This window comes from Nocardia brasiliensis ATCC 700358 (genome assembly GCF_000250675.2).
Lineage (GTDB): Bacteria > Actinomycetota > Actinomycetes > Mycobacteriales > Mycobacteriaceae > Nocardia > Nocardia brasiliensis_B.
Genome location: NC_018681.1, coordinates 7,784,495 through 7,804,126, shown reverse-complemented (window position 1 = coordinate 7,804,126; position 19,632 = coordinate 7,784,495). Strand labels below are relative to the sequence as shown.

Below are 19,632 nucleotides of genomic sequence, written 5' to 3'. Positions count from 1 at the left end.
TGTTTAATAGTGGTTCAGGTCACGTTTAACCGCTCCGGACGGGCGGATGCCGAGGCCGTGGGCGTGGCGAAGCGGCGTCTGTGATCGGTCCGGCGGGTGAACCGGCGAGTTTTTCCGGATGGGTTCGCGGTGGGGTCTGAGTGCCCTTCACTGTGCCCAGTCGGGTGCCTTTTATGGCTCTGACCAGGCGATTTGGCGTCAACTCTAACCCGTGTGTAATGTTGTGTTCACCGACGCGGGGTGGAGCAGCTCGGTAGCTCGCTGGGCTCATAACCCAGAGGTCGCAGGTTCAAATCCTGTCCCCGCTACTCATGAGGGCGGTCTCGAACGAATAGTTCGGGACCGCCCTCGTTCTTTATCTGGGGTCTGTCAGGTCGGAAGTCCTTGGGTCGTCAATCCCGACCGTAAGCAGCCAGGAACAGGTCGATCGCTGGTTCGACGGTGTCGGTCGCGGTGTTGGTTGCGGTGTCGGTGGGGGTCGTGATCGCGGTGGTGGCGTCCAGCATCCGGGAGTTCAGGGGTGCGCCCACGACCAGCCAGGTCAGCTGTTCGGCGGCGATATCGGGGTCCGGAATCCGCAATGCGCCGCGGCTGTCCAGTTTCCGGAGGGTGGTGGCGAGGTTGCCGATGTTGCGGACCCAGCTCTGCTGCAGATAGGTCGCGCCGACCTCGGGGTGGCGCGCGGCCTCGGCGGTCACCAAGCGGCGCATCTCCACCACGGGCGGGGCGAGCACGCCCGCCCGAAGGCCGCGCGCCCAGGTGATCAGGCCCGCACGGACATCCTCGGCCGCCTCGAGCTGCTCCAGGGCGGGCCGCATGGCGTCGCGACCCGCGCTCGCCCACTGCTCGACCACCGCGGCGAACAAGCCCGCCTTCGACGGATGTTCGCGATAGAGCGAGGTTTTGGATATCCCCGCACGCGCGGCGACCTCGTCCATCGTCGACCCGGCGAAGCCGCGCTCCAGAAACACCGCGCGGGCGACGGCCAGTAGTTCGGTGCCGGACTTCCCCGGCGGCCGGCCGCGGCGTCCACCTGCAGAGCTCATGCGCCCCACTTTAGTACTTGACAGTACTAAGATCCCAACCTAAATTTAATACCGCATCGTACTTAAGGAGTTCGCCATGGTAGTCGCAGGTATCGCCGTCGCGGCGGTCGTCTCGTTCGTCATCAGTGCGGTGTTGTACGCGACGCCCCCGGTCGCGGCGCTGGTGTCGCGGACGAGCACCCCGCGCCCCGGCATCAGCCTGCCGGTGCAGATGGCGTTCGTGGTCCTGCGTGGTCTGCTGGCGGCGGCGGTGCTCGCGATTCTGCTGATCATCGGCGATCGGCATGGCGTCGGAGCCGGAGCGGCGCTGGGCGCGATCGTGGCGATCCTGCCGGTGACCATCCTCGCCGGGGCGATCGTGCACGAGAACGTGCCGATCCCGACCGCCCTGGTGCACATGACCGACTGGGTCCTCAAACTGGTCGTCAGCGGTGTCGTCCTCGGACTGTTCCTCTGATCCTTCGACAGGAGACCTCCCATGGCTACTGGACCCCTCGACGTCACCTTCACCGCCGTCCTCGGAAAAGTCCGCGAAGGCGACACCTGGACGTGCGTGCAACTTCCCGACTCCGCCACGATCTTCGGCACCCGAGGCCTGGTCAAGGTAAAAGGAACCGTGGACGGCGTCCCCTTCACCTCCTCCTTCATGGCCCTCGGCGACGGCACCCACAAGCTCCCCGTCGCCGCCGCGATCCGCCGCCGCATCGGCAAAACCGACGGCGACGAAGTGACCATCCACCTGACCGAACGCCTGAACTGACCCCAACGCCTCTCGGCACGCCGTCGTGGTCCGCCGGGAGTTCGACCCCGCACCACTTCCGCGTTCCCGCACCCGTTTCCGCGCGCCGAAGCGGAAGAGCGGCCGCAGTCTCGCTACGCCGATGACCACCATGCTTGTTCGCGAGCCGCGTTGCATCGGCGACCTTCCTTATGTCGGCGGGGTGCTGAACTGTTCGGCGACACTCGTGCTCGGCGTGATTGAAGCGGCAGCAGATTCCGTGGTGACGCTGCTCTACTGTGGCCGTCAGCCGTCAGCCGTCAGCCGTCAGCCGTCAGCCGTCAGCCGTCAGCCGTCAGCCGTCAGCCGTCAGCCGTCAGCCGTCAGCCGCGGCGCGCCGACGGCGACGCGCCGCAGCCTCGCTGGACAGGTGATCACCAGGTAGTCCTGGCGGCCTCGTGCGAGGTCGACAACACCATGACCTGGTGATCACCTGTCCAGAAGTAATTGCGAGTCGGCGTCGGTGGTCGGATGCGGTGCATAGGATCGGTGATCGTGACCAGCGCTGGATCCGCACGCTCTGCCTTGATCGGAAGCCGCAAGTTCGACGACCGCAACGGGGTGCCCGTGACGGTCGAAGTCGATCAACCCGTCTACGACGACGCCAACGGTTGCTGGCGTTGCGTCTGGCGGATCGGTGGACTGGGTCGCGGCATCGAACCGTTCGACGGCTTCGGCCTGGGCGAGGACTCGATGGAAGCCCTGATGTACGCGCTGTGGGGCGTGGAGGCGGTCCTGAGCGCCCCCCGCAACGACCCACCGGTGACTCGCCACGGCACCACCGACTTGGGCCTGCCGCGCAACTCGACACCTCCCCTGTCCGACGAATATCGCAACCTGTTCGAGGGCATGCTCCCTCCGCACGAGTAGTACGGGTCCGAGTCTCCGGCAACCAACAAGCCGACCCCACCGCGCAGGCGACCCTTCTGACTTCCCGCACCACTTCTGCGCTCCCGCACGTGCTGTGCCAGGCCAGAACAGGTGCGGGAGCGCGGAAGTGGTGCGTCTGTTCTGCTGGCTCCGTGCAGCCGCTACCAGCGGGCGTCGAGTTCTGGGCCCGAGGCCGCCGTGGCGAGGAGGCCGTCGATGATGACGCGGAGTTTCCACGTGGCGCGGTCGGGACCGCCTGCGGTCAGGAAGGGGCCGAGGGCGTGGATCGTCGGGTACTCGTCGGCGGGTAGGGCGGCATAGACCGCGTCGAGATAAGCCCTGGTCTCCTCTTCCGAGCCCGAGCCCGAGCCCGAGCCCGAGATTGCACCGGGGTCGGAGTTAACGCCTGCGCGCGAGTCGGAGCCCTTGTCGGACAGGAGGCCGGGGTTTGAGGCTAGGCCGGAGAGCGAGTCCGCGCCGGAACTCGGGCGGGAGCTGTTGTCGGACTCGGAGCCGGAGTCCGGGGCTGGTTTTGCGTCGAGGCCCGAGCCCGAGCCTCCTCCCGCACGGAACCCTGACTCCAGCGCAGCGGAGGCTATGTATTGGGCGAGGAGGTCTACCGCCCAGGCGCAGGCGGGGTCGGGGAGGGCTTGGCGGAGTAGGCGGAGCATTTCTTCGATGAGGCGGAGGAAGTGGGGGCCGGTGGGGGCTTCGGTGAAGCCGAGGGCGGCGAGGTCGCGGTGGGTGGCGAGGGCGGCGATGGTGCGTTGGACGAGGAGTTCGAGGCGGGCGCGCCAATCGCCGTCGGCTTCGGTGGGGAGTTCGACGGCGGCTACGGCCAGGTCGTGGGCGAGCAGCATCAGTTCCCGTCGGTCGTGCACGTAGACGTAGAGGGAGGCCGATCCGGTGTCGAGGGCTTGCGCGACCCGGCGCATGCTCACGGCGTCGCAACCCGATTCGTCGATGAGCGTGAGGGTGGCCCGTACGACCGCGTCGAGGCTGAGCGGCGCCTTGGCGGGGCTGGTGCGCGGGTTGGGGCGGGGCATGCGCGAATCCTAGCTTGACAAACAGTGCTCGCGGCGACCATCGTTCTGAGCGATCAGTGATCGTTGCGATCACTGATCGTCACCAGGAGGTTGAACATGAGCAATGTGGTCGTGTTCGGAGCGGCGGGCCGGGCGGGACAACACATCGTGACGGAGGCGCTCAGCGCCGGGCACACGGTGACCGCCGCGGTGCGCAGTCCGGCGACGCTGTCGGGACCGTTCCGGGTGGTGCGCGCCGACGTCCGCGATCCGGACAGTGTGCGGGCTGCGGTGGCGGGCCACGACGTCGTGGTCAGCGCGATCGGGCCGTCCGGCTGGCACGCCGACGGCTTGTATTCCGCGGGCGCCCGCGCCTTGGTGTCTGCGATGCGCGAGACGGACGTGCACCGCCTCATCGCCATCACCTCCAGCGGTGTCCGCCGTGACGATCCGAACCACCCGCTCTGGTATCGCCTCGTGGCGAAAACCTTGATGCGCGAGCTCTACGGCGACATGCGCCTGATGGAAACGATCATCCGGGACAGCGGACTCGACTGGACTTTCGTGCGCCCCGCCCGTCTCACCGATGATCCGCCGACCGGCACCTGCCGCGTCCAGGACGGCGAAAACCCCAGCGGCGGTTGGCAACTCTCGCTTACCGACCTGGCCCGGTTCATCGCCGCCGAACTGGACGCACCGCAGTGGATTCGCCGAACCCCCACTCTCGCACAGTGATCGGCGCTAATCGTCCAGCGCGTGCCTGCCGGTGAGCGGCCCCCACACCCCGACCAGGGTGACCATCGCGAGCAGGGCCACGGTGATCACCGAGAAGACCAGTCCCGGCCCGCCCGGACGGTCGAGCAGCGGCAGCAGCAGAAATGGCAGCAGTGCCGTACTGACCTTGGACAGGGAGTAGGTCGCGCCGGACGCGGTGCCGCGCACCGCGGTGGGGAAGGATTCGGGCAGGTAGGCGTGGATGGCGTCGGAGAAGACGTTGCTGGTGATGGTGAACAGCGCGCCGGAGAGCAGAATCAGCGGCACGCTGGTGGCGAAACCGAAGACCAGCCCGAACACCGCCATCAGGGTGGCGGTGCCCATCACCAGATGTTTTCGTTCGAATCGCTCCATCAACGGGATGGCGAGCAGTGAACCCAGCGGATAGCCGAGATAGGTGATGGCCAGATAGCTCAGCGAGGTCACCACCTCGAATCCCTTGCGGTCCAACACGAGTACGGCCAGCGTGCCGAAACCGTAGTACCCGAAGACCTGCAGGATCATCACCGCGGAGAACAACGTGGTGCGCGCGCGATACGGCGGCCGCAGGATCGCGCCGAAGGGCAGCGCGCCTTCCTTCTGCTCTTGCCGGGCCAGCCAGCGCGGCGATTCGGGCATGTTCCGGCGCGCGACGACCACCACCGCGGCGCCGAGCCCGCCGATCACGAACAGCCAGCGCCAACCGTCGACCCCGAAGGGCTGCAACGGAACCAGCCATTTGGCGAGGAATCCGACGGTGGGCACGGCGCAGAAGCCGATGGTGTAGGCCGTGGCGATCATGCGGCCACGCACCTGTGGCGGAACGACTTCGGACAAATAGGTATCGGAGACCGTCATCTCCGCGCCGATGCCGAGCCCGGCCAGGAACCGGGTCGCCATCAGGAAGGTGATGTTCGGGCTGAACGCGCCGAGCAGGGTGAAGCCGGAATACAGCGCGATGTTGACCATGAACATCCGGCGCCGGCCGAACACATCGGACAACCGGCCGATCACCAGCGCGCCCAGGAACTGTCCCGCGAACGCCGACCCGACGATGCCGCTGAGCTGGAAGGTGGACAGGTGCAGTTCTTGCTTCAGTACGCCGGTGATGGTCCCCGCGAGGAACAGCTCGTAGAGGTCGAAGAACAACCCCGCACCGACGAGGACAACCAGTTTGCGATGGATGGGACGAACCGGCAGTTCGTCGAGACGCAGCCGCTCGCGCCCGACATCGGAAGCAGTTGTCATGCCGCCATACTCCTGATCAACCCCCCTTGCGGCAACTAATCCGCGTCATATCCGGTTTTTGTGCCGTTTGTACTCCGACAGTGGGTGCACAACAGCGGATTCCGTTGCCCGCCACGGCGGCCTGATGGTTGACTTGCCGTGCGCCGGGCCGTCCCGGCCACGTCGCAGCAACCCGAGGTCAAGGAGGCCACGGACATGCCCACTCATGAAGGAAGCTGGCCGCAGGGAACGCCGTGCTGGGTCGACAGCCAGGTCGACGACACGGCAGCCGCCCGCGAATTCTATGGCGATCTGTTCGGTTGGGAGGTCTTGGACAGCCCGCCGGACGCGGGCGGATATCTGATGGCGCTACGTCACGGCAAGCCCGCCGCGGGTATCGGACCCAAGCCGGAGGGCATGGCGATGCCCTCGGTGTGGACCACCTACTTCGCCGCGGACAACGCCGACGAGATCGCCGAGAAGGTCAGCACGGCAGGCGGTTCGGTGATCATGCCGCCCTTCGATGTGCTCGATGTCGGCCGGATGTTCGTGGCCGCCGATCCGGTGGGTGCGATCTTCGGCGTGTGGGAAGCCAAGGCGCACACCGGCGCCGGGATCTCCAACGAGGACGGTGCCTACTGCTGGAACGAACTGCACACCGACCGGTACAAGCAGTCGCAGGAGTTCTACGCGGCCGTATTCGGTTGGCACTACACCGAAATCGGCGACGGCAACAACTTCGTCTACTCCACCTTCGGCCTGTCGCCGGAGGGTGATCCGGTCGGTGGGGTCAACGACGCCGGCAAGACGCCCGGTGACGCTCCGTCGTTCTGGCTGACCTGGTTCCAGGTCGACAACACCGACGCGACCATGGCCAAGGCGACCGAGTTGGGCGCCACGGTTCTGATGGGACCCGATGACAGCCAGTTCGGGCGGATGAGTGTGCTGCAGGGTCCGCAGGGCGAGGCGTTCGGTGTCATCGATCCCACGACGACGACGGGTGCACCGCCGACGGGCGCTTAGCGCCGCCGGAGTCCGGTCGCCGCGGCCGCGGTGATTTCCGCGGCCGTGGCGACCTGCGCCAGTTCGACATCATCGGGTGCGGCGGCGGCCCGCTCCGCCGCGCGTACCGCTCGCTCGGCTTCTAGTACGCCGAGGAGGCTGTCGGTGGCCTGCTCGGCGGCGAGGATGGCAGTGTAGGCGGCCTTGGCGGCGTCCGCCGCGGCGCGGGCCGCTTCGACGGTGGTCGTCGCGGTGTCACTGTGCAGGCCGGGTTGTGCTTTCGGCGCCGCCGCGGCCCCGCCGGGGCGGACCGCTCGTTCCCGGGCCTGAGCACTGTCGATTCGTTGCTGCGCCTGCTCGATCAGGGCTTTGCGGGTGGCGGGCGAGGTTGTGCCCCGGTCGGCCCGGTCCTGGGCGAGCGCGACACCGGCTCCGGGCAGGAGCAGCGCGACACCGATGACCGTGGCGACAATCCGGGCGCGAACACAACGCATTGCGGGCTCCATCCATCGAAGAAGACCAGGCAGTCCGCTAAACCGTACTGTCCCCTCGCCTGATTTGCGGAGATCTCGGACGGGCGTGCCGGAAACGGCCGTTACCGCGGGTGCCGCGGGACCAGGCCGTGCTGATAGGCGTAGACGACCGCGTGGATGCGATCACGCACGCCGAGCTTGGCCAGCACCCGTGAGACGTGCGTCTTGACCGTCTCGTCGCCGACCCCGAGCGTGCTCGCGATCTCGGCGTTGCTGCGCGCGTCGGCGAGCAACAGCAGCACCTCCAGCTCGCGCGCGGTCAGCTGCGCCACCTCCGGCGGGGTCTGCGGGGGAGCGATGCTGTGCGCGAACCGGGCGACCAGGCGCTTGGTCATCGAGGGATCGATCAGCGCGTCGCCGCGGGCGGCGATGCGGATGGCCGCGAGGAGTTCTTCCGGTGCCAGGCTCTTCAGCAGAAATCCACTCGCGCCCGCCTGTAGCGCCCGGTAGAGGTTGGTGTCGCTGTCGTAGGTGGTGAGCACCAAGACGTAGGTGCCGCCCGCCGCCACGATGGCCTCGGTCGCGGCGAGGCCGTCCAGCTTGGGCATTCGGACATCGAGGATCGCGACATCCGGTCGCAGCCGGGCGGTTTCGGCGATGGCGGCGCGGCCGTCGCTCACCTCGGCGACGCAGTCGAGGTCGTCCTGGCTGTCGACCACGGCGCGCAGGCCCGAGCGGAACATGCTGTGGTCGTCGGCGATCAACACGCGGATCTGGTTGTTCACGATCCTCCGATCGCCACGGAAACCTCGGTGTGCCAGTGTGTTCCGGTCTGGTCCGGGCCGTACTCCAGCTTGCCGTCGAAAAGCTCCGCGCGCCTGCGCATGCCACCGAGGCCGCGGGGCACCGCGTTGCCGGAGATCGTGGGCGGGTGCGGCATCGGGTTGCTCGCCCGGATGGTGACGCGCTTGGGACGGTAGGCCACCTCCAGTCGCGCATGCGCGCCGTCGCCGTGGCGCAGCGCGTTGGTCAGCATCTCCTGCACGATGCGATAAAGCGTGATGTCGAGCGAATCCGGTAGTGCGACAACAGGGCCGGTCACGCTCACCGCGACAGTCAGCCCGGCGGCGCGGACGTGCTCGACGAGCCGGTCGACATCGGCCAGCCCCGGTTGCCGCTGGCCGTCGTCGTCGTGGCCGTGCAGCAGATCCAGTTGACGGCGCAGGTCCTCCATCGCCGCGCGGCTGCTCGACTCCACCGCCGTCAGCGAGCGGGTGGCGGCCGTATTCGCGGTGCCCGCCAACGCCATTCGGGCCGCGCCCGCGTGGATGCCGATGGCGCTGACGTGGTGCGAGATCACGTCGTGCAGATCACGCGCGATGGCGGCGCGTTCCTCGGTCACCACCCGTTCCAGCGCGACTTGATGTTCCTGCTGACGTAGTTTCGCGCGCTGCTCCAGATCGGCGATATACGCGCCGCGCGCAGCCGTGTAGCGGCCGACCAGCCAGGGCACGCACCCGGCCGACGTGGTTCCGGCGAGTAGCAGGAGCCAGTCGACGGAAGCGCCGCCGCGCGCCAGCAGCCGCGCCACAGTGACGCCCGCACACAGGGTGAGCATGGTGAGCACCGATTTCGAACCGGCAAGCCAGGCGCCCGCCCGGTACCCGGCGACCAGGAAGCCGACATCGGCGAAGCGCGGTCCGAACCCGTGATGGATCAGCAGCAGTGTGGCGAGCAACCGCACCACGACGTGGACCAGCGCGACCACCCCCGCCGTGCGCGGCGGCGCGGCCAGGGCGAGGTCGGCCGCGACGATGCAGGTCACCGCGGCGGCGGTCTGCCACGGGGCGACCGCGAACACGCCGCCGAACCCGAGCACCGTCGCGTCGACCACCGCGGCCGCCACGGCGACGATGACCGATTGGCGGGCGAGTGACCTGCTCACATCCAACAGTTCGCCACCGCCTTCGTGTTGATCCAGCGTCCGATCGTAGCCAGGCGCATCGTCGTGCCTACGCAACTGTGCCCGCGGAACGGCCACGTCGCGTCCCCCGCGGGAGGGATCTCGTCTCCCTCGGCGGCGCGATGTTTGCGCAGGCCAGCGACCGTATCGTCGAAAAGCGACAGCAGACGGTGAAGGAGATCTGATGATCGAGCGTCGAGTGCGGCCGAGGGCCGGCGAGGTGGTGTCGTGAATTCTGTGGAGTTGCTCAGCTATGCCATTCCGGCATTCGCGATATTGATGGCGGTGGAGTGGCTCGCGTATCGCCGCGACCCCGACCGCGCCGAGCACGCCGGGGCCGGCCGGGACACCGTGTCCAACGTGGCGACGTTCACGCTCGGCAGGCTGGTGAAGCCGCTGATGCAGTACGTGCTGCCGTTCTCGGCCGTGGTCGGCGCGGCCGCGATCACGCCGCTGCACCTGTCCCCGAAGTCCTGGTGGGTCTGGGTGCTCGGCCTGGTGGTCACCGATTTCTGCTACTACTGGGCGCACCGTGCCGATCACCGGGTCCGGATCATGTGGACCGCGCACAGCGTGCACCACTCCAGCGAGTACTTCAATCTCTCCACGGCGATCCGCCTGCCGTGGCTGCATCCGGTGGCGACCCTGTTGCGCGGATTGGCTTGGGTGCCGGCGGCATTGCTCGGTTTCCCGGCCTGGATGATCTTCGTGCTGCAGAGCATCGGCCTGCTCTACCAGTTCCCGATCCACACCCAGCGCATCAAGACCCTGCCGCGCCCGATCGAGTTCTTGTTCAACACCCCCGCGCACCACCGCGTCCATCACGGCTCCAACCAGCCGTATATCGACAAGAACTACGGCGGCATCCTCATCATCTGGGACCGCATGTTCGGCAGTTTCGCCGCCGAGTCCGAGCCGATCCGCTACGGGCTCACCAAGAACATCGGCACCGACAATCCGCTGAAGGTCAACTACCACGAGCTGGCCGGCCTGGTCCGCGATGTCCGCGGCGCTCGTACCTGGCGTGGCCGCCTCGGTTACATCTTCGGCCCGCCCGGCTGGACCGAGTTCCCCGCTGCCGCCGAACCCGTTGCGGCGCAACCGGAGAAGTCGATCCAGTTGGCCTGACCGTGGGTCAGTGCTGGTCGAGGAAGAAGCGCACGGACGCGATATGCGGTGAGCCCGCGGTGAAGTCGACGAACACGACACCGCGGGCCTCGCCGATCCGGACACTCGCGCTGACGGTACGGCCCGCCGCGATCAGCTTGCTCCACCGCATGTTTCGCGCCCGGTTCGTGAACTCCTCGAGCGAAACCGGTGTGCCCGCGGGTAATTCGACGACGGCGTAATGGCCGAGCAGGCCGCGGACGCGGGCGATATCGGTGCTGCCCGCGGCGGCGAAAAGGCGTGCCGCCGTGCGCTTGCCCGCGGTGCCGACGCCGCCGAGCGCCCGCATCATGCCGAGCGCTCCGGTGACGCCCTGGTTGGTGATCAGTTGCGGACCGAGTCGCAGCCCGGCGCCCACGCCGCGCGGCCCGGTACGCAGGAGTTGCATGATCATCGGGCCGAGTTCCCAGTGCGCGGCGAGGTGCGCGATCTTCCACTCGCCGTGCTGCTCGGTGAGCTGGTAGCGCAGGTGCATCGGCACCGACACCCGAGCGCCGGTCGCCATCGTGGTCTGGATGGTCAGATCGCGGACCACCGTCGGCGGCCGCACGATATCGCGATCGACAAGGAAGGCAATGGAATTCGGACCGATGAAGGTGTCGTAGAACCGTTCGATGGCGGGCCCGCCGACATGCGGACTCGACCCGACCGGATCGTTGACCACCGCATCGTCCGCGAAAAGCGCGACCCAGCCGGACTTGTCGTGCGCGGCCACCGCGCGCGGTGACGCCTGCACGGCTGTCAACAGCTCCGCGGCCGCGGGTTCGAACGGCATGGCAGTTCCTCCGATGTCGGCATTGACTCGACCCATGGTAGAACAAGTTCCAATTCTGGCGGCCGGTTCCGGTCGGCGGTCGAATCGCGTTCAGCCGACGCCGGAGTTCTGGCCCGCGACCGCGGTGCCCTCACTCCGGGAGGCCGAGCGCATCGGTCATGGCGCAATTGTTCTTCGCTGCTCGAAAGTCTGGGATCAACGATGCATGAACGTTGCAATGCGGCAGGACCTCGTTAGAGTCGAGGCATGGGCATCGAGTGTTCGACCGTTGTCGCGGCACCCCGCGCCGAAGTCTTCGCGTGGCATGCCCGACCAGGTGCGTTCGCCAGGCTGGCACCGCCGTGGCAGCCGGCTTCGGTGCTGACCGAGGCCGATTCGCTGGCGAGCGGCCGGGCCGTGCTCGGCTTGCCGGGCGGATTGCGCTGGGTGGCCCAGCACGACCCGGACGGCTACGACCCACCGCAGCGGTTCATCGACCGGATCGCCGTCGCCGGGATCGCGTCCTGGCCGGCGGGCCTGCTGCTGCGCTGGCAGCACACGCACGATTTCGAGGTCGTCGACGAGACGCATACCAGGGTGGTGGACCGCGTCGCGACACCCGTCCCGGCCTTCGTGCTGCGGCCGATGTTCGACTACCGCTACCGGCAGCTGACCGACGACCTGGTCGCGCACGCCGAAGCGACGCGCGCGGGATTCACGGCTCGGACGATCGCGGTAACCGGCGCCTCCGGCCTGGTCGGTACGGCCCTCACCGCCTTCCTGTCCACCGGCGGCCACACCGTGGTGCGCCTGGTCCGGCACCCGCCCGGGACAGGTGAAAGGCAATGGGACCCGGACGATCCCGCGCCGGATCTGCTCGACGGCGTGGACGCGGTGATCCATCTGGCGGGCGCCTCGATCGCGGGCCGGTTCACCGACGAGCACAAGAAGGCCATCGTCGAAAGCCGCATCGGGCCGACCGAGCGGCTGGCGGCACTGGCGGCTCGGGCGGGCATCCCGGCCTTCGTCAGCGCCTCCGCGATCGGCTACTACGGCTACGACCGCGGGGACGAGCGGTTGACCGAAACCGCTTCGCGCGGTGGTGGTTTCCTCGCCGACGTGGTCGAGAACTGGGAGGCGGCCACCCGCGCCGCGGCCGACGGCGGTGTCCGCGTCGTCACCGTGCGTACCGGGATCGTGCAGTCGCCGCGCGGCGGTACGCTGCGGCTGCTGCGACCCTTGTTCGCGACCGGTCTCGGCGGCCGGATCGGCGACGGTGAACAGTGGTTGTCCTGGATCGGCCTCGACGACCTGGTGGACATCTACCATCGTGCCCTCTGGGACGACACCTTGTCCGGGCCGGTGAATGCCGTTGCGCCACAGCCGGTGCGCAACAGTGAGTACACCCACGTGCTGGCGGCGGTGCTGCACCGGCCCGCGTTGCTCCCGGTACCCGAGTTCGGTCCGGCGCTGCTGCTCGGTGAGCAGGGTGCGCGCGAACTGGCCGCCGCGAGTCAGCGCGTGCTGCCCGCCGCGCTGGAGCGGGCCGGACATCGTTTCCGCACACCGGATCTCGGGACCACGCTGCGACATCTGCTCGGCCGTACCTGAGTTCGACCGCGGGTCACACCGCGGCGTCGCGGGTCAGCAAGATCTGGTGTACATCGAGGTAGCCGCAGCGGAATCCGGCCTCGGCATGCGCCAGATACAGCCGCCACATCCGCCGGAAGACCGGATCGAAGCCCAATTCGGCGACCCGTTCGGTGCGGGCGTTGAACCGCTGCTGCCACAGTCGCAGTGTGTGCGCGTAATGCTCGCCCATCGAGAGTTGTTCGCGCACAATCAGTGTGGTGCGGCGAGCGGCGACGTCGGCGAGCAGCCGGGTGGACGGCAGGAAGCCGCCGGGAAAGATGTACTTCTGCACCCAGGTGTAGGTGTGGCGGGTGGCGCGCATGCGGTGGTGCGGCATGGTGATCGCCTGGATCACCGCGCGTCCGTCCGGTGCGAGCACCCGGTCGATGGCCTCGAAGAAGGTCTCCAGGTATTCGTAGCCGACGGCCTCGATCATCTCCACCGACACGACCGCGTCGTATTCGCCGCGCACCCGGCGGTAGTCGAGCAGATCGACGGCGACGCGCTCGGCGAGCCCCGCGGCCGCGATCCGGTCCAGCGCGAGCGCGCGCTGCTCGGTCGAGAGGGTCACCGAGCGCACCGACGCCCCGCGAGCGGCCGCGCGCAGCGCCAATTCGCCCCAGCCGGTGCCGATTTCGAGCAACCGGGTGCCCGGCCCGACGCCGGCGCAATCGAGGATCCGATCGATCTTGGCGCGCTGGGCGGCGGCGAGGTCGGCCCAGCGCGGCGGCGGCGCGGTGGCCGGGAACAGCGCGCTGGAGTAGGTCAGGGTCTCGTCGAGGAACAGCTCGAAGAGATTGTTCGACAGGTCGTAGTGCCTGGCGATGTTGCCGCGGGTGTTCGACTCGCTGTTGCGTTCGGTGGCCGGCTGTCTGGCCACGTAGAAGCGGCGCAACGCGCGCAGTGGCGCCGGGACGAGGGTGTCGATATGCGCGGCGAACACCGCCAGCGTCGCGGCCGGATCGGGCGCGGACCAGTCGCCGGCCATATAGGCCTCGCCGAAACCGATCAGGCCGCCGACGCCGAGCCGCGTGGCGAAATCGCCGGGGCGGTGCAAGACGAGCCGGGGCGCGTCCGCACCGCCTCCGCCAAGCGTGCTCCCGTCCGGATATTCGACCAGCAGCGGAAGCGCGCGTACGGCGCGCCGGAACAGCTTGTCCGCCACCGCCGCGGCGAGCGTGGCGCGGATGCCGGCGGGCACGCGCTCGATATCGGGCCATGTGGTCGCGGGGAGTGGCGCGACATGGGATCGGATGCTCACCGCGAATACTCCTCGAGGTGCTCGGCGGGTCGGGGGACGAGCGGCAGGCCGCGTGTCCGGAGCTGGACGGCGTACCTGCGAATGCGCACCGAGACCACAAGTGCGGCAAAGGGTATTGCCACTGTCGCGCGCAGGATGGTACGGACGGTGGCCGAATGGCAACGGCCGGTCATCGAGGCGGCGAAGATCGGCCGGTTACCGGCAGCTGAATTCGTGACGCCGCGGGACACGGCGAACACGGTGGACCCGGATGCGGACGACCTTCCTGTTGCCCGCACCGCAGGGTGACCCGAGCCCCCGCCGAGCCATTCGACGGTGCACAGAACGAACCAAGTGGACCCTGGGAATGTGTCGCATCCAGGATGGATTGCCCGCAGTTGTCCAACGGTCGCTATGGCAAACTGCTCTGCATCGAATATGCATCGTTTTCGAGGGTGACCCCTACAAGACTCAGTGCGGTAGCCGACATGGCACGCGCGTCGGCGGGCGCGGGTGCACGCGGATGGATTTCGCCTCGGAGTGCGGGACGGATGGGTGGCGAATTCGGCGGGCGCGTCGTCCGGTCACCCAGCCGTTCGCCGGCGCGGCACGCGCGCAGTCGGTGGGTTGCGGGTGCACGCGGAAGGATTGCGCCTCGGAACGCGCGGCGGATGGGTGGCGAGTTCGGCGCGGGCGGCGTCCGGTCAGCCCAGTTGTTCGATGGCATCGAGCGGGCTCGCGACGCGGTGCGCGGAGTCTGGCGGAATCGCGGCATCTCAGCCTCGGGCAGTCGACGAAGACCTGGGTGGCGTCAGGTCGGTCCAACGGTTCGGCGGTAGTTCACGTTCGCGGTCGGCAGGGTGTGCGCGGAAGGCTTCGCTTCGGAGTGCGGGACGGACGGGTGGCGAGTTCGGCGGGCGGCGTCCGGTCGGCCCAGTTGCTCGATGGCATCGAGCAGGCTCGCGACGTGATGCGTGGAGTTGGGCAAAATCACGGCATCCCAGCCAGGGCCGCCGACGACGACCCTGGCGGCGTCCGGTCGGCTCAGCTGTTCGACGGCGTGGCACGCGCGCGGTCGGGGCGGATGAGCCGGCCAGTCAGCTCAGCTGGTCGACGGCGTCTTGCAGGCTCGCGACGCGGTGGGCGGAGTCGGGCAGGATCACGGCATCCCAGCCGGGGCCGCCGACGAAGACCCGGGCGCCGGCCTCGTGGCACGCGCGGATGGCCGAGGTCAGGGCGGTCGATTCCTGCTGGGACCAGAGCACTACCGCGGCGGGGCGGGTGTGCCTGGCCAGGCTGTCGGCCAGTGCGCCGGTGGGTACGTCCGCGCCGAGCATGTGGGCGCCGATATCTTGTTCGGCCAGTGCCGCCCGCAGCACCTCGAGCGGGAGCGCGTGCGTTTCCCCGCTGGTGCAGGCCAGCACCACCGGTGTCGTGGCGGGTGCGACCGGTGGCGGGTTGGTGCGGTGCAGCACCGAGGTGATGCACCAGGAAAGCAGGTGCTCGACATCGATGCAGCGCTCGCCCGCGCCCTGCCGGTCGACGATGTCGGCGAAAGCGGGGCGGCACAAGCGATCCCAGGTATCGGCGACGCCGTAGGCGCGGAAGTGGGCCTCGAGGTGATCCGATACCGCGCGGGTTTCGAGCATGAAGGCCGCGGCGAGCAACGGATACCGATCGCCCAGTCGCGGGGCCGGTCCGCGCACCGCCGCAGCTGCACCCGCCGGGGTCGCGCCGTCCTGGATGAGCGTCAGCATGCGGCCGAGCTGAGCGATATCGGCTTCGGTGTAGAGGCGGTGCTTGCCCGGCCGATGTTGCGGCGGGCCGATGTTGTAGCGCCGGTTCCAGCTCCGCAAAGTCGCCGTCGGGATGCCGAGTCGCTCGGCTACCGCGCGGACCGTGTAGCCGGCCGCGTCGGAAGCGTGAGCAGAACCGGCGGTCATCGCCTCATTCTGCCTCCCCCGCCGCGCCCGATTCACCACGCCCGGCCGCCGCGCCGTCGCGCGGAGTGTTCGGCGGCCCGCCCACCGTGCTCAACGCGCTACGGCGGCGACGGTCGCCACCCATCGCAGTCCCAGTTCGCCGCCACCGCGACGGCCTCCCGCCCTGCACCCGCCCAACGTAGCCAAGGGCGTAGCGCCGGGCAGCTGAGCGAAGACCTGAGCAGCGCGGTCCAGCTCTGGCGGATCGATGCTGGATGCGTCGCCTGCCAGTAATCTGCGCCGCGGAAGTTGCAGTCCATGTTCTGGGTGGGGATTCCGGCGTGGTCGTCTGGACCAAGCGACAGATAGGTCGAGGGCTCACAGAGAATTCATACGGTTCACAGGGGCTGCAGGCCTTGTGAACCGAATGGAAAGTCTGTGAGCCTCCGCCTCGCAGGGCCGGCCATGGGCCCGCCCGCCGGGTGGGATCATCCGGCCAGCTGCACGGTTCGAGCATGAGGGCGGGCGCTCGGGACCGCGGCGCCGTCGCTGGCCGTCGGCCCCGGGCGCGGCAGCCAACCGTCGCGACCTCTCGCGGTGCCGGCGGCTGCGGCTCGTCCCCGGCGGGATACGGGGATATTGAATCGGTTTTGCATCGTTATGCGATAGGATGGCAGATATCGTCGATAACCGAGGAGTTCGTGTGACATCTCGAAGTAAGCGGCATTCTGCACGTCTTTTCCTGGTTCTGGCCGGATTCGCGGCCGCGGTTCTGCCGATGGCCAGTGCGCAGGCCGCGCCGGTCGCCGGTCCGGCGCCGGTGCCGTCGCTGGACCTGAATCGGTACCTCGGTACCTGGCAGCAACTCGCCGCGGTCCCGCAGTACTTCAACCTCGCCTGCGCTCGCGACACCAAGGCGAACTACTCGCTCGACGCGCAAGGCAATGTCGCGGTGCGCAACACCTGCACCACCTGGACGAACGCGAACAACGAAATCGCGGGCACCGCGACAGTCAACGACCGCGCCACCAATGCGCAACTGCACGTGAGCTTTCCGGGCGTGCCCACCCAGGATCGGCTCGACGGACCCACCAACTACATCGTCACGGCGCTCGCCCCGGACTACTCCTGGGCGGTGGTCACCGACCCGAGCCGGCTGTCCGGCTTCGTACTCGCGCGCGACACCCGGCTCGATGCTGCGTCCTGGTCCAGCGTGCGCGCGGGAATCGTTGCGGCAGGCCAGGATCCGTGTGTGTACCTGACCTCGCCGAGTACCGGTGGCTTCACCGGGATCGTTCCGCTCTGCACAGTGTGACCTCCGGTCCGGCGCTCGTGAGGGTCGCGTCGAGGGTCGCAGGCCTGAGCCGCCCGTCGCGCCGCGGCGCCACCCTTCCGGGCGCCGGACCGCATTCGTTTCAGCACTCGAAGAGGAGCAGATGACCGTCACCATCGCTTTGTTCACGCGCGACCTGCGGGTGCGCGACAACCCGGTGCTCACCGCCGCGCATCGCGAGGGCGCCTCGGTGGTACCGCTTTTCGTGATCGACGAGGCGATCGCCGGTGGTCGGTTCGCGGCGCCGAACCGGGCGCGTTTCCTGGCCGCCGCGCTCGGCGAACTGGACGCCGAGTTGCGGGCGATCGGCGGCAAGCTGGTGGTGCGGCGCGGCGACGTCGTCGAACAGGTGGCCGCGGTGGCCGAAGAAGTGCATGCCGACAGCGTGCATATCGCCGCCGACGTCAGCGGTTACAGCCGCCGGCGGGAACAGGCGCTGCGGGATCGCTTGGCACAGCGCAGTTGTCTGCTGCACAGCCACGCCGCCTCGATCACCGCGGCCGATCCGGAGGTGCTCGTCCCGTCCACCGGCCGCGACCACTTCGCCGTCTTCACACCGTATTTCCGCCGCTGGACCGAGGCGCACCAGCGCACACCGCTCGGCAAGCCGCGCGAACTCACCATGCCGCCGGTACGCAGCGATCCACTGCCCGAACCCGAAGAACTCTGCGCGGGCGACACCTCCCCGCAGCTCGCCGTCGGTGGCGAGACGACGGGGCGAAAGATCGTGCGGGACTGGCTGTCCGGCCCGATCGAGAATTACGAGGAGCGCAACGACGACCTCGCCGCCGATGCCACCTCCCGGCTCTCGCCGTATCTGCATTTCGGTTGCGTCTCGCCGGTCGAGCTGGTGCACCGGGTCGATATGTCCACCCCGGGCGGCCATGCTTTCGCCAGGCAGCTGTCCTGGCGCGACTTCCATCACCAATTGCTCGCGGCCAGGCCGGATATCGCGTGGTCGGACTATCGGCCCCGCCCGGGCGAGTGGCGTGATGATCCGCAGGCCGCCGCGGCGTGGCGGGACGGCCGCACCGGGTTCCCGATCGTCGACGCCCCCATGCGCCAGTTGCAGGCCGAAGGCTGGATGCCCGGCCGGGCCAGGCTCATCACCGCCAGTTTTCTGGCCAAATCGCTGCGCATCGACTGGCGCGTCGGCGCCGCGCATTTCCTGCACTGGCTGGTGGACGCGGATCTGGCGAACAACCAGCTCAACTGGCAGTGGGTCGCCGGTACCGGCACCGACACCAGGCCCAACCGCGTGCTCAATCCCCTCCGGCAGGCCAAGCGCTACGACGAGAACGGTGATTACGTCCGGCGTTGGCTGCCCGAACTCGCCCATCTCTCCGGTGCCGCGATCCACACGCCGTGGCGTGCGAACATCGATCCCGCGGACTATCCCGCGCCGATCATCGAATGTGTCGGCATGTAGCGCACCGATTCCGCGGCAGATGCGCCCGTACCCCTTCCTAATTCGCGACGCCGGGTCTTGAATTGGTACATCGAGGCTTGTTCGTCCCTGCGGAAAGGGGGCCTGTGATGATGGGTACCGTCGATATCGCGATCACCGTCGCCCGGATCTTCGACACGTTGCAGAAGGCGCTATTGCTGCTCATCCTGCGCTGATCCGCCGCCGCGCGGCCGACTGCTGCCAGACTGGTCCGATGGCGACCGTCGTGGCATTGCACGCACACCCGGATGACGAAACCCTGCTCACCGGAGGCACACTGGCGAAGCTGGCCGCGGCGGGGCACCGCACCGTGCTCGTCGTGGCGACCGACGGGCATATGGCCACGCTCGACGGACCCGCGCCGCGGCTGGCCGAATTGTCTGTCAGCGCAGCCGCATTGGGGGTCGCGCGGGTCGTGCACCTGGGCTACGCCGACAGCGGGCACGGCGCGGTGCTCTACGCGGACCCGGCGGACCGAACCCGTTTCGTCCGAGCCGATCCCGAGGAAGCCGCCGCGCGGTTGGCCGCGATTCTGCGCGACGAAGCGGCCGAGCTCCTGTTCAGCTACGACCGCAACGGCGGGTATGGCCACCGAGATCACGTGCGGGTCAGCGAGGTGGGTAGCCGGGCAGCGGAACTGGCAGGCGTGCGGGTACTGCAAGCCACCATGCCGCGCGAAAACGCGCTGCGCATAGCGCGTCTGCTCACCGCGCTCCGCATCCGGGCCAACCTCGCGCGGTTGGACGCAGGCTACAGTCCGGCCGCCGAGATCACCCACCGGATCGATGTGCGCGGCTTCGCGGGTCAACGCCAGACCGCGCTCGCGGCGCACCGCTCGGTACTCGCGGGTACGAGTGGCTTCGCCACCATCGCCAGGCTGCTGCTGCGAATGCCGACGTGGATGCTGGGCCGGATCATGCGGTGGGAGTGGTTCATCGAGGAGGGCGCGGTGCCGCAGAGCCCGCCGCTCGACGACGTGCTCGTCGCCGCTGAGCGGTGA

At 68.6% G+C, this 19,632-nt stretch carries 21 protein-coding genes and 1 tRNA gene; 12 read left to right on the top strand and 10 right to left on the bottom strand.

The annotated features are described in order from the left end of the window. Positions 1-234: 234 nt before the first annotated feature. A tRNA-Met gene (locus tag O3I_RS34735) sits at positions 235-308 on the top strand. Positions 309-392: 84 nt separating this feature from the next. Here O3I_RS34735 and O3I_RS34730 read toward each other — a convergent pair. After that, positions 393-1,046, bottom strand: a complete 654-nt coding sequence (locus tag O3I_RS34730) for a TetR/AcrR family transcriptional regulator (protein WP_014987715.1) — start codon at positions 1,044-1,046, stop codon at positions 393-395. Positions 1,047-1,122: 76 nt separating this feature from the next. On the opposite strand from O3I_RS34730, the gene O3I_RS34725 reads away from it, so the two are divergent. The 4 genes from O3I_RS34725 (at position 1,123) to O3I_RS34715 (ending at position 2,694) form a co-directional block, all read left to right on the top strand. Further along, entirely contained in the window at positions 1,123-1,503 is a 381-nt protein-coding gene (locus O3I_RS34725; RefSeq protein ID WP_014987714.1) for a DUF1761 family protein, read from the top strand. A 21-nt stretch (positions 1,504-1,524) separates the two neighbouring features. Continuing rightward, entirely contained in the window at positions 1,525-1,806 is a 282-nt protein-coding gene (locus tag O3I_RS34720; protein WP_014987713.1) for a DUF1905 domain-containing protein, read from the top strand. 121 nt (positions 1,807-1,927) lie between these two features. After that, the gene (locus O3I_RS45155; RefSeq protein WP_141691866.1) at positions 1,928-2,209 is read left to right on the top strand and encodes a hypothetical protein; all 282 of its coding nucleotides are present in this window, start codon (positions 1,928-1,930) and stop codon (positions 2,207-2,209) included. A gap of 110 nt (positions 2,210-2,319) precedes the next feature. Further along, positions 2,320-2,694 carry a DUF6968 family protein gene (locus O3I_RS34715; RefSeq protein ID WP_141691867.1) on the top strand — a complete coding sequence of 125 codons (375 nt, stop codon included), beginning with the start codon at positions 2,320-2,322 and terminating at the stop codon, positions 2,692-2,694. A 161-nt stretch (positions 2,695-2,855) separates the two neighbouring features. On the opposite strand, the gene O3I_RS34710 is transcribed toward O3I_RS34715, so the two are convergent. Then, positions 2,856-3,740, bottom strand: a complete 885-nt coding sequence (locus O3I_RS34710) for a TetR/AcrR family transcriptional regulator (protein WP_014987711.1) — start codon at positions 3,738-3,740, stop codon at positions 2,856-2,858. Positions 3,741-3,836: 96 nt separating this feature from the next. Between O3I_RS34710 and O3I_RS34705 the strand changes: the two genes are divergently transcribed. Then, a complete protein-coding gene (locus tag O3I_RS34705; RefSeq protein ID WP_014987710.1) occupies positions 3,837-4,454 on the top strand; it encodes an NAD(P)-dependent oxidoreductase in 618 nt (205 codons plus the stop codon). 6 nt (positions 4,455-4,460) lie between these two features. On the opposite strand, the gene O3I_RS34700 is transcribed toward O3I_RS34705, so the two are convergent. Beyond that, positions 4,461-5,720, bottom strand: coding sequence for an MFS transporter (locus tag O3I_RS34700; RefSeq protein WP_014987709.1), 1,260 nt, complete (start codon positions 5,718-5,720; stop codon positions 4,461-4,463). Positions 5,721-5,915: 195 nt separating this feature from the next. Here O3I_RS34700 and O3I_RS34695 point away from each other — a divergent pair, with 195 nt between their 5' ends. After that, positions 5,916-6,722, top strand: coding sequence for a VOC family protein (locus tag O3I_RS34695; protein ID WP_041564739.1), 807 nt, complete (start codon positions 5,916-5,918; stop codon positions 6,720-6,722). Here O3I_RS34695 and O3I_RS34690 read toward each other — a convergent pair. The 3 genes from O3I_RS34690 to O3I_RS34680 form a co-directional block, all read right to left on the bottom strand. Beyond that, a complete protein-coding gene (locus O3I_RS34690; RefSeq protein ID WP_014987707.1) occupies positions 6,719-7,195 on the bottom strand; it encodes a hypothetical protein in 477 nt (158 codons plus the stop codon). The two genes, O3I_RS34695 and O3I_RS34690, sit on opposite strands and share 4 nt — an antisense overlap. A 101-nt stretch (positions 7,196-7,296) precedes the next feature. After that, positions 7,297-7,959 (bottom strand): response regulator, encoded by a 663-nt coding sequence (locus tag O3I_RS34685; RefSeq protein WP_014987706.1) that lies wholly within the window; start codon positions 7,957-7,959, stop codon positions 7,297-7,299. Further along, a complete protein-coding gene (locus O3I_RS34680; RefSeq protein WP_237748190.1) occupies positions 7,956-9,119 on the bottom strand; it encodes a sensor histidine kinase in 1,164 nt (387 codons plus the stop codon). The genes O3I_RS34685 and O3I_RS34680 overlap by 4 nt, the downstream gene beginning before the upstream one ends. Positions 9,120-9,365: 246 nt before the next feature. On the opposite strand from O3I_RS34680, the gene O3I_RS34675 reads away from it, so the two are divergent. After that, positions 9,366-10,265 carry a sterol desaturase family protein gene (locus tag O3I_RS34675; RefSeq protein WP_237748189.1) on the top strand — a complete coding sequence of 300 codons (900 nt, stop codon included), beginning with the start codon at positions 9,366-9,368 and terminating at the stop codon, positions 10,263-10,265. Positions 10,266-10,272: 7 nt separating this feature from the next. Here O3I_RS34675 and O3I_RS34670 read toward each other — a convergent pair whose 3' ends face one another. Further along, the gene (locus tag O3I_RS34670) at positions 10,273-11,079 is read right to left on the bottom strand and encodes a nuclear transport factor 2 family protein (RefSeq protein ID WP_014987703.1); all 807 of its coding nucleotides are present in this window, start codon (positions 11,077-11,079) and stop codon (positions 10,273-10,275) included. 246 nt (positions 11,080-11,325) lie between these two features. On the opposite strand from O3I_RS34670, the gene O3I_RS34665 reads away from it, so the two are divergent. Then, entirely contained in the window at positions 11,326-12,669 is a 1,344-nt protein-coding gene (locus O3I_RS34665) for a TIGR01777 family oxidoreductase (protein ID WP_014987702.1), read from the top strand. Positions 12,670-12,682: 13 nt separating this feature from the next. Here O3I_RS34665 and O3I_RS34660 read toward each other — a convergent pair whose 3' ends face one another. The 3 genes from O3I_RS34660 to O3I_RS34650 all read right to left on the bottom strand — a co-directional run bounded on the left by O3I_RS34660 (position 12,683) and on the right by O3I_RS34650 (position 15,873). Beyond that, on the bottom strand, positions 12,683-13,951 hold the full coding sequence (locus O3I_RS34660; RefSeq protein WP_014987701.1) for an SAM-dependent methyltransferase: 1,269 nt from the start codon (positions 13,949-13,951) through the stop codon (positions 12,683-12,685). Beyond that, positions 13,948-14,124, bottom strand: a complete 177-nt coding sequence (locus tag O3I_RS47110; protein ID WP_366929489.1) for a DUF1365 family protein — start codon at positions 14,122-14,124, stop codon at positions 13,948-13,950. The genes O3I_RS34660 and O3I_RS47110 overlap by 4 nt, the downstream gene beginning before the upstream one ends. A gap of 903 nt (positions 14,125-15,027) precedes the next feature. Beyond that, entirely contained in the window at positions 15,028-15,873 is an 846-nt protein-coding gene (locus tag O3I_RS34650; RefSeq protein ID WP_014987699.1) for a MerR family transcriptional regulator, read from the bottom strand. Between the two features lie 757 nt (positions 15,874-16,630). Here O3I_RS34650 and O3I_RS34645 point away from each other — a divergent pair. The 3 genes from O3I_RS34645 (at position 16,631) to O3I_RS34635 (ending at position 19,632) form a co-directional block, all read left to right on the top strand. After that, positions 16,631-17,167: a lipocalin family protein gene (locus tag O3I_RS34645; protein ID WP_014987698.1), complete on the top strand. Its 537-nt coding sequence runs from the start codon at positions 16,631-16,633 to the stop codon at positions 17,165-17,167. Between the two features lie 121 nt (positions 17,168-17,288). Then, complete coding sequence (locus O3I_RS34640; protein WP_014987697.1) at positions 17,289-18,614, top strand: cryptochrome/photolyase family protein; 1,326 nt, start codon at positions 17,289-17,291, stop codon at positions 18,612-18,614. A 232-nt stretch (positions 18,615-18,846) separates the two neighbouring features. After that, a complete protein-coding gene (locus O3I_RS34635) occupies positions 18,847-19,632 on the top strand; it encodes a PIG-L deacetylase family protein (protein WP_014987696.1) in 786 nt (261 codons plus the stop codon).

What these genes read in the sequence shown, in the direction of transcription:
- O3I_RS34635 (WP_014987696.1), top strand. Translation starts at nt 18,847, where the DNA reads ATGGCGACCGTCGTGGCATTGCACGCACACCCGGATGACGAAACCCTG.
- O3I_RS34665 (WP_014987702.1), top strand. Translation starts at nt 11,326, where the DNA reads ATGGGCATCGAGTGTTCGACCGTTGTCGCGGCACCCCGCGCCGAAGTC.
- O3I_RS34720 (WP_014987713.1), top strand. Translation starts at nt 1,525, where the DNA reads ATGGCTACTGGACCCCTCGACGTCACCTTCACCGCCGTCCTCGGAAAA.
- O3I_RS34695 (WP_041564739.1), top strand. Translation starts at nt 5,916, where the DNA reads ATGCCCACTCATGAAGGAAGCTGGCCGCAGGGAACGCCGTGCTGGGTC.
- O3I_RS34700 (WP_014987709.1), bottom strand. Translation starts at nt 5,720, where the DNA reads ATGACAACTGCTTCCGATGTCGGGCGCGAGCGGCTGCGTCTCGACGAA.
- O3I_RS34650 (WP_014987699.1), bottom strand. Translation starts at nt 15,873, where the DNA reads ATGACCGCCGGTTCTGCTCACGCTTCCGACGCGGCCGGCTACACGGTC.
- O3I_RS34730 (WP_014987715.1), bottom strand. Translation starts at nt 1,046, where the DNA reads ATGAGCTCTGCAGGTGGACGCCGCGGCCGGCCGCCGGGGAAGTCCGGC.
- O3I_RS34640 (WP_014987697.1), top strand. Translation starts at nt 17,289, where the DNA reads ATGACCGTCACCATCGCTTTGTTCACGCGCGACCTGCGGGTGCGCGAC.
- O3I_RS47110 (WP_366929489.1), bottom strand. Translation starts at nt 14,124, where the DNA reads ATGACCGGCCGTTGCCATTCGGCCACCGTCCGTACCATCCTGCGCGCG.
- O3I_RS34645 (WP_014987698.1), top strand. Translation starts at nt 16,631, where the DNA reads ATGGCCAGTGCGCAGGCCGCGCCGGTCGCCGGTCCGGCGCCGGTGCCG.
- O3I_RS34705 (WP_014987710.1), top strand. Translation starts at nt 3,837, where the DNA reads ATGAGCAATGTGGTCGTGTTCGGAGCGGCGGGCCGGGCGGGACAACAC.
- O3I_RS34710 (WP_014987711.1), bottom strand. Translation starts at nt 3,740, where the DNA reads ATGCCCCGCCCCAACCCGCGCACCAGCCCCGCCAAGGCGCCGCTCAGC.
- O3I_RS34725 (WP_014987714.1), top strand. Translation starts at nt 1,123, where the DNA reads ATGGTAGTCGCAGGTATCGCCGTCGCGGCGGTCGTCTCGTTCGTCATC.
- O3I_RS34690 (WP_014987707.1), bottom strand. Translation starts at nt 7,195, where the DNA reads ATGCGTTGTGTTCGCGCCCGGATTGTCGCCACGGTCATCGGTGTCGCG.
- O3I_RS45155 (WP_141691866.1), top strand. Translation starts at nt 1,928, where the DNA reads ATGACCACCATGCTTGTTCGCGAGCCGCGTTGCATCGGCGACCTTCCT.
- O3I_RS34670 (WP_014987703.1), bottom strand. Translation starts at nt 11,079, where the DNA reads ATGCCGTTCGAACCCGCGGCCGCGGAGCTGTTGACAGCCGTGCAGGCG.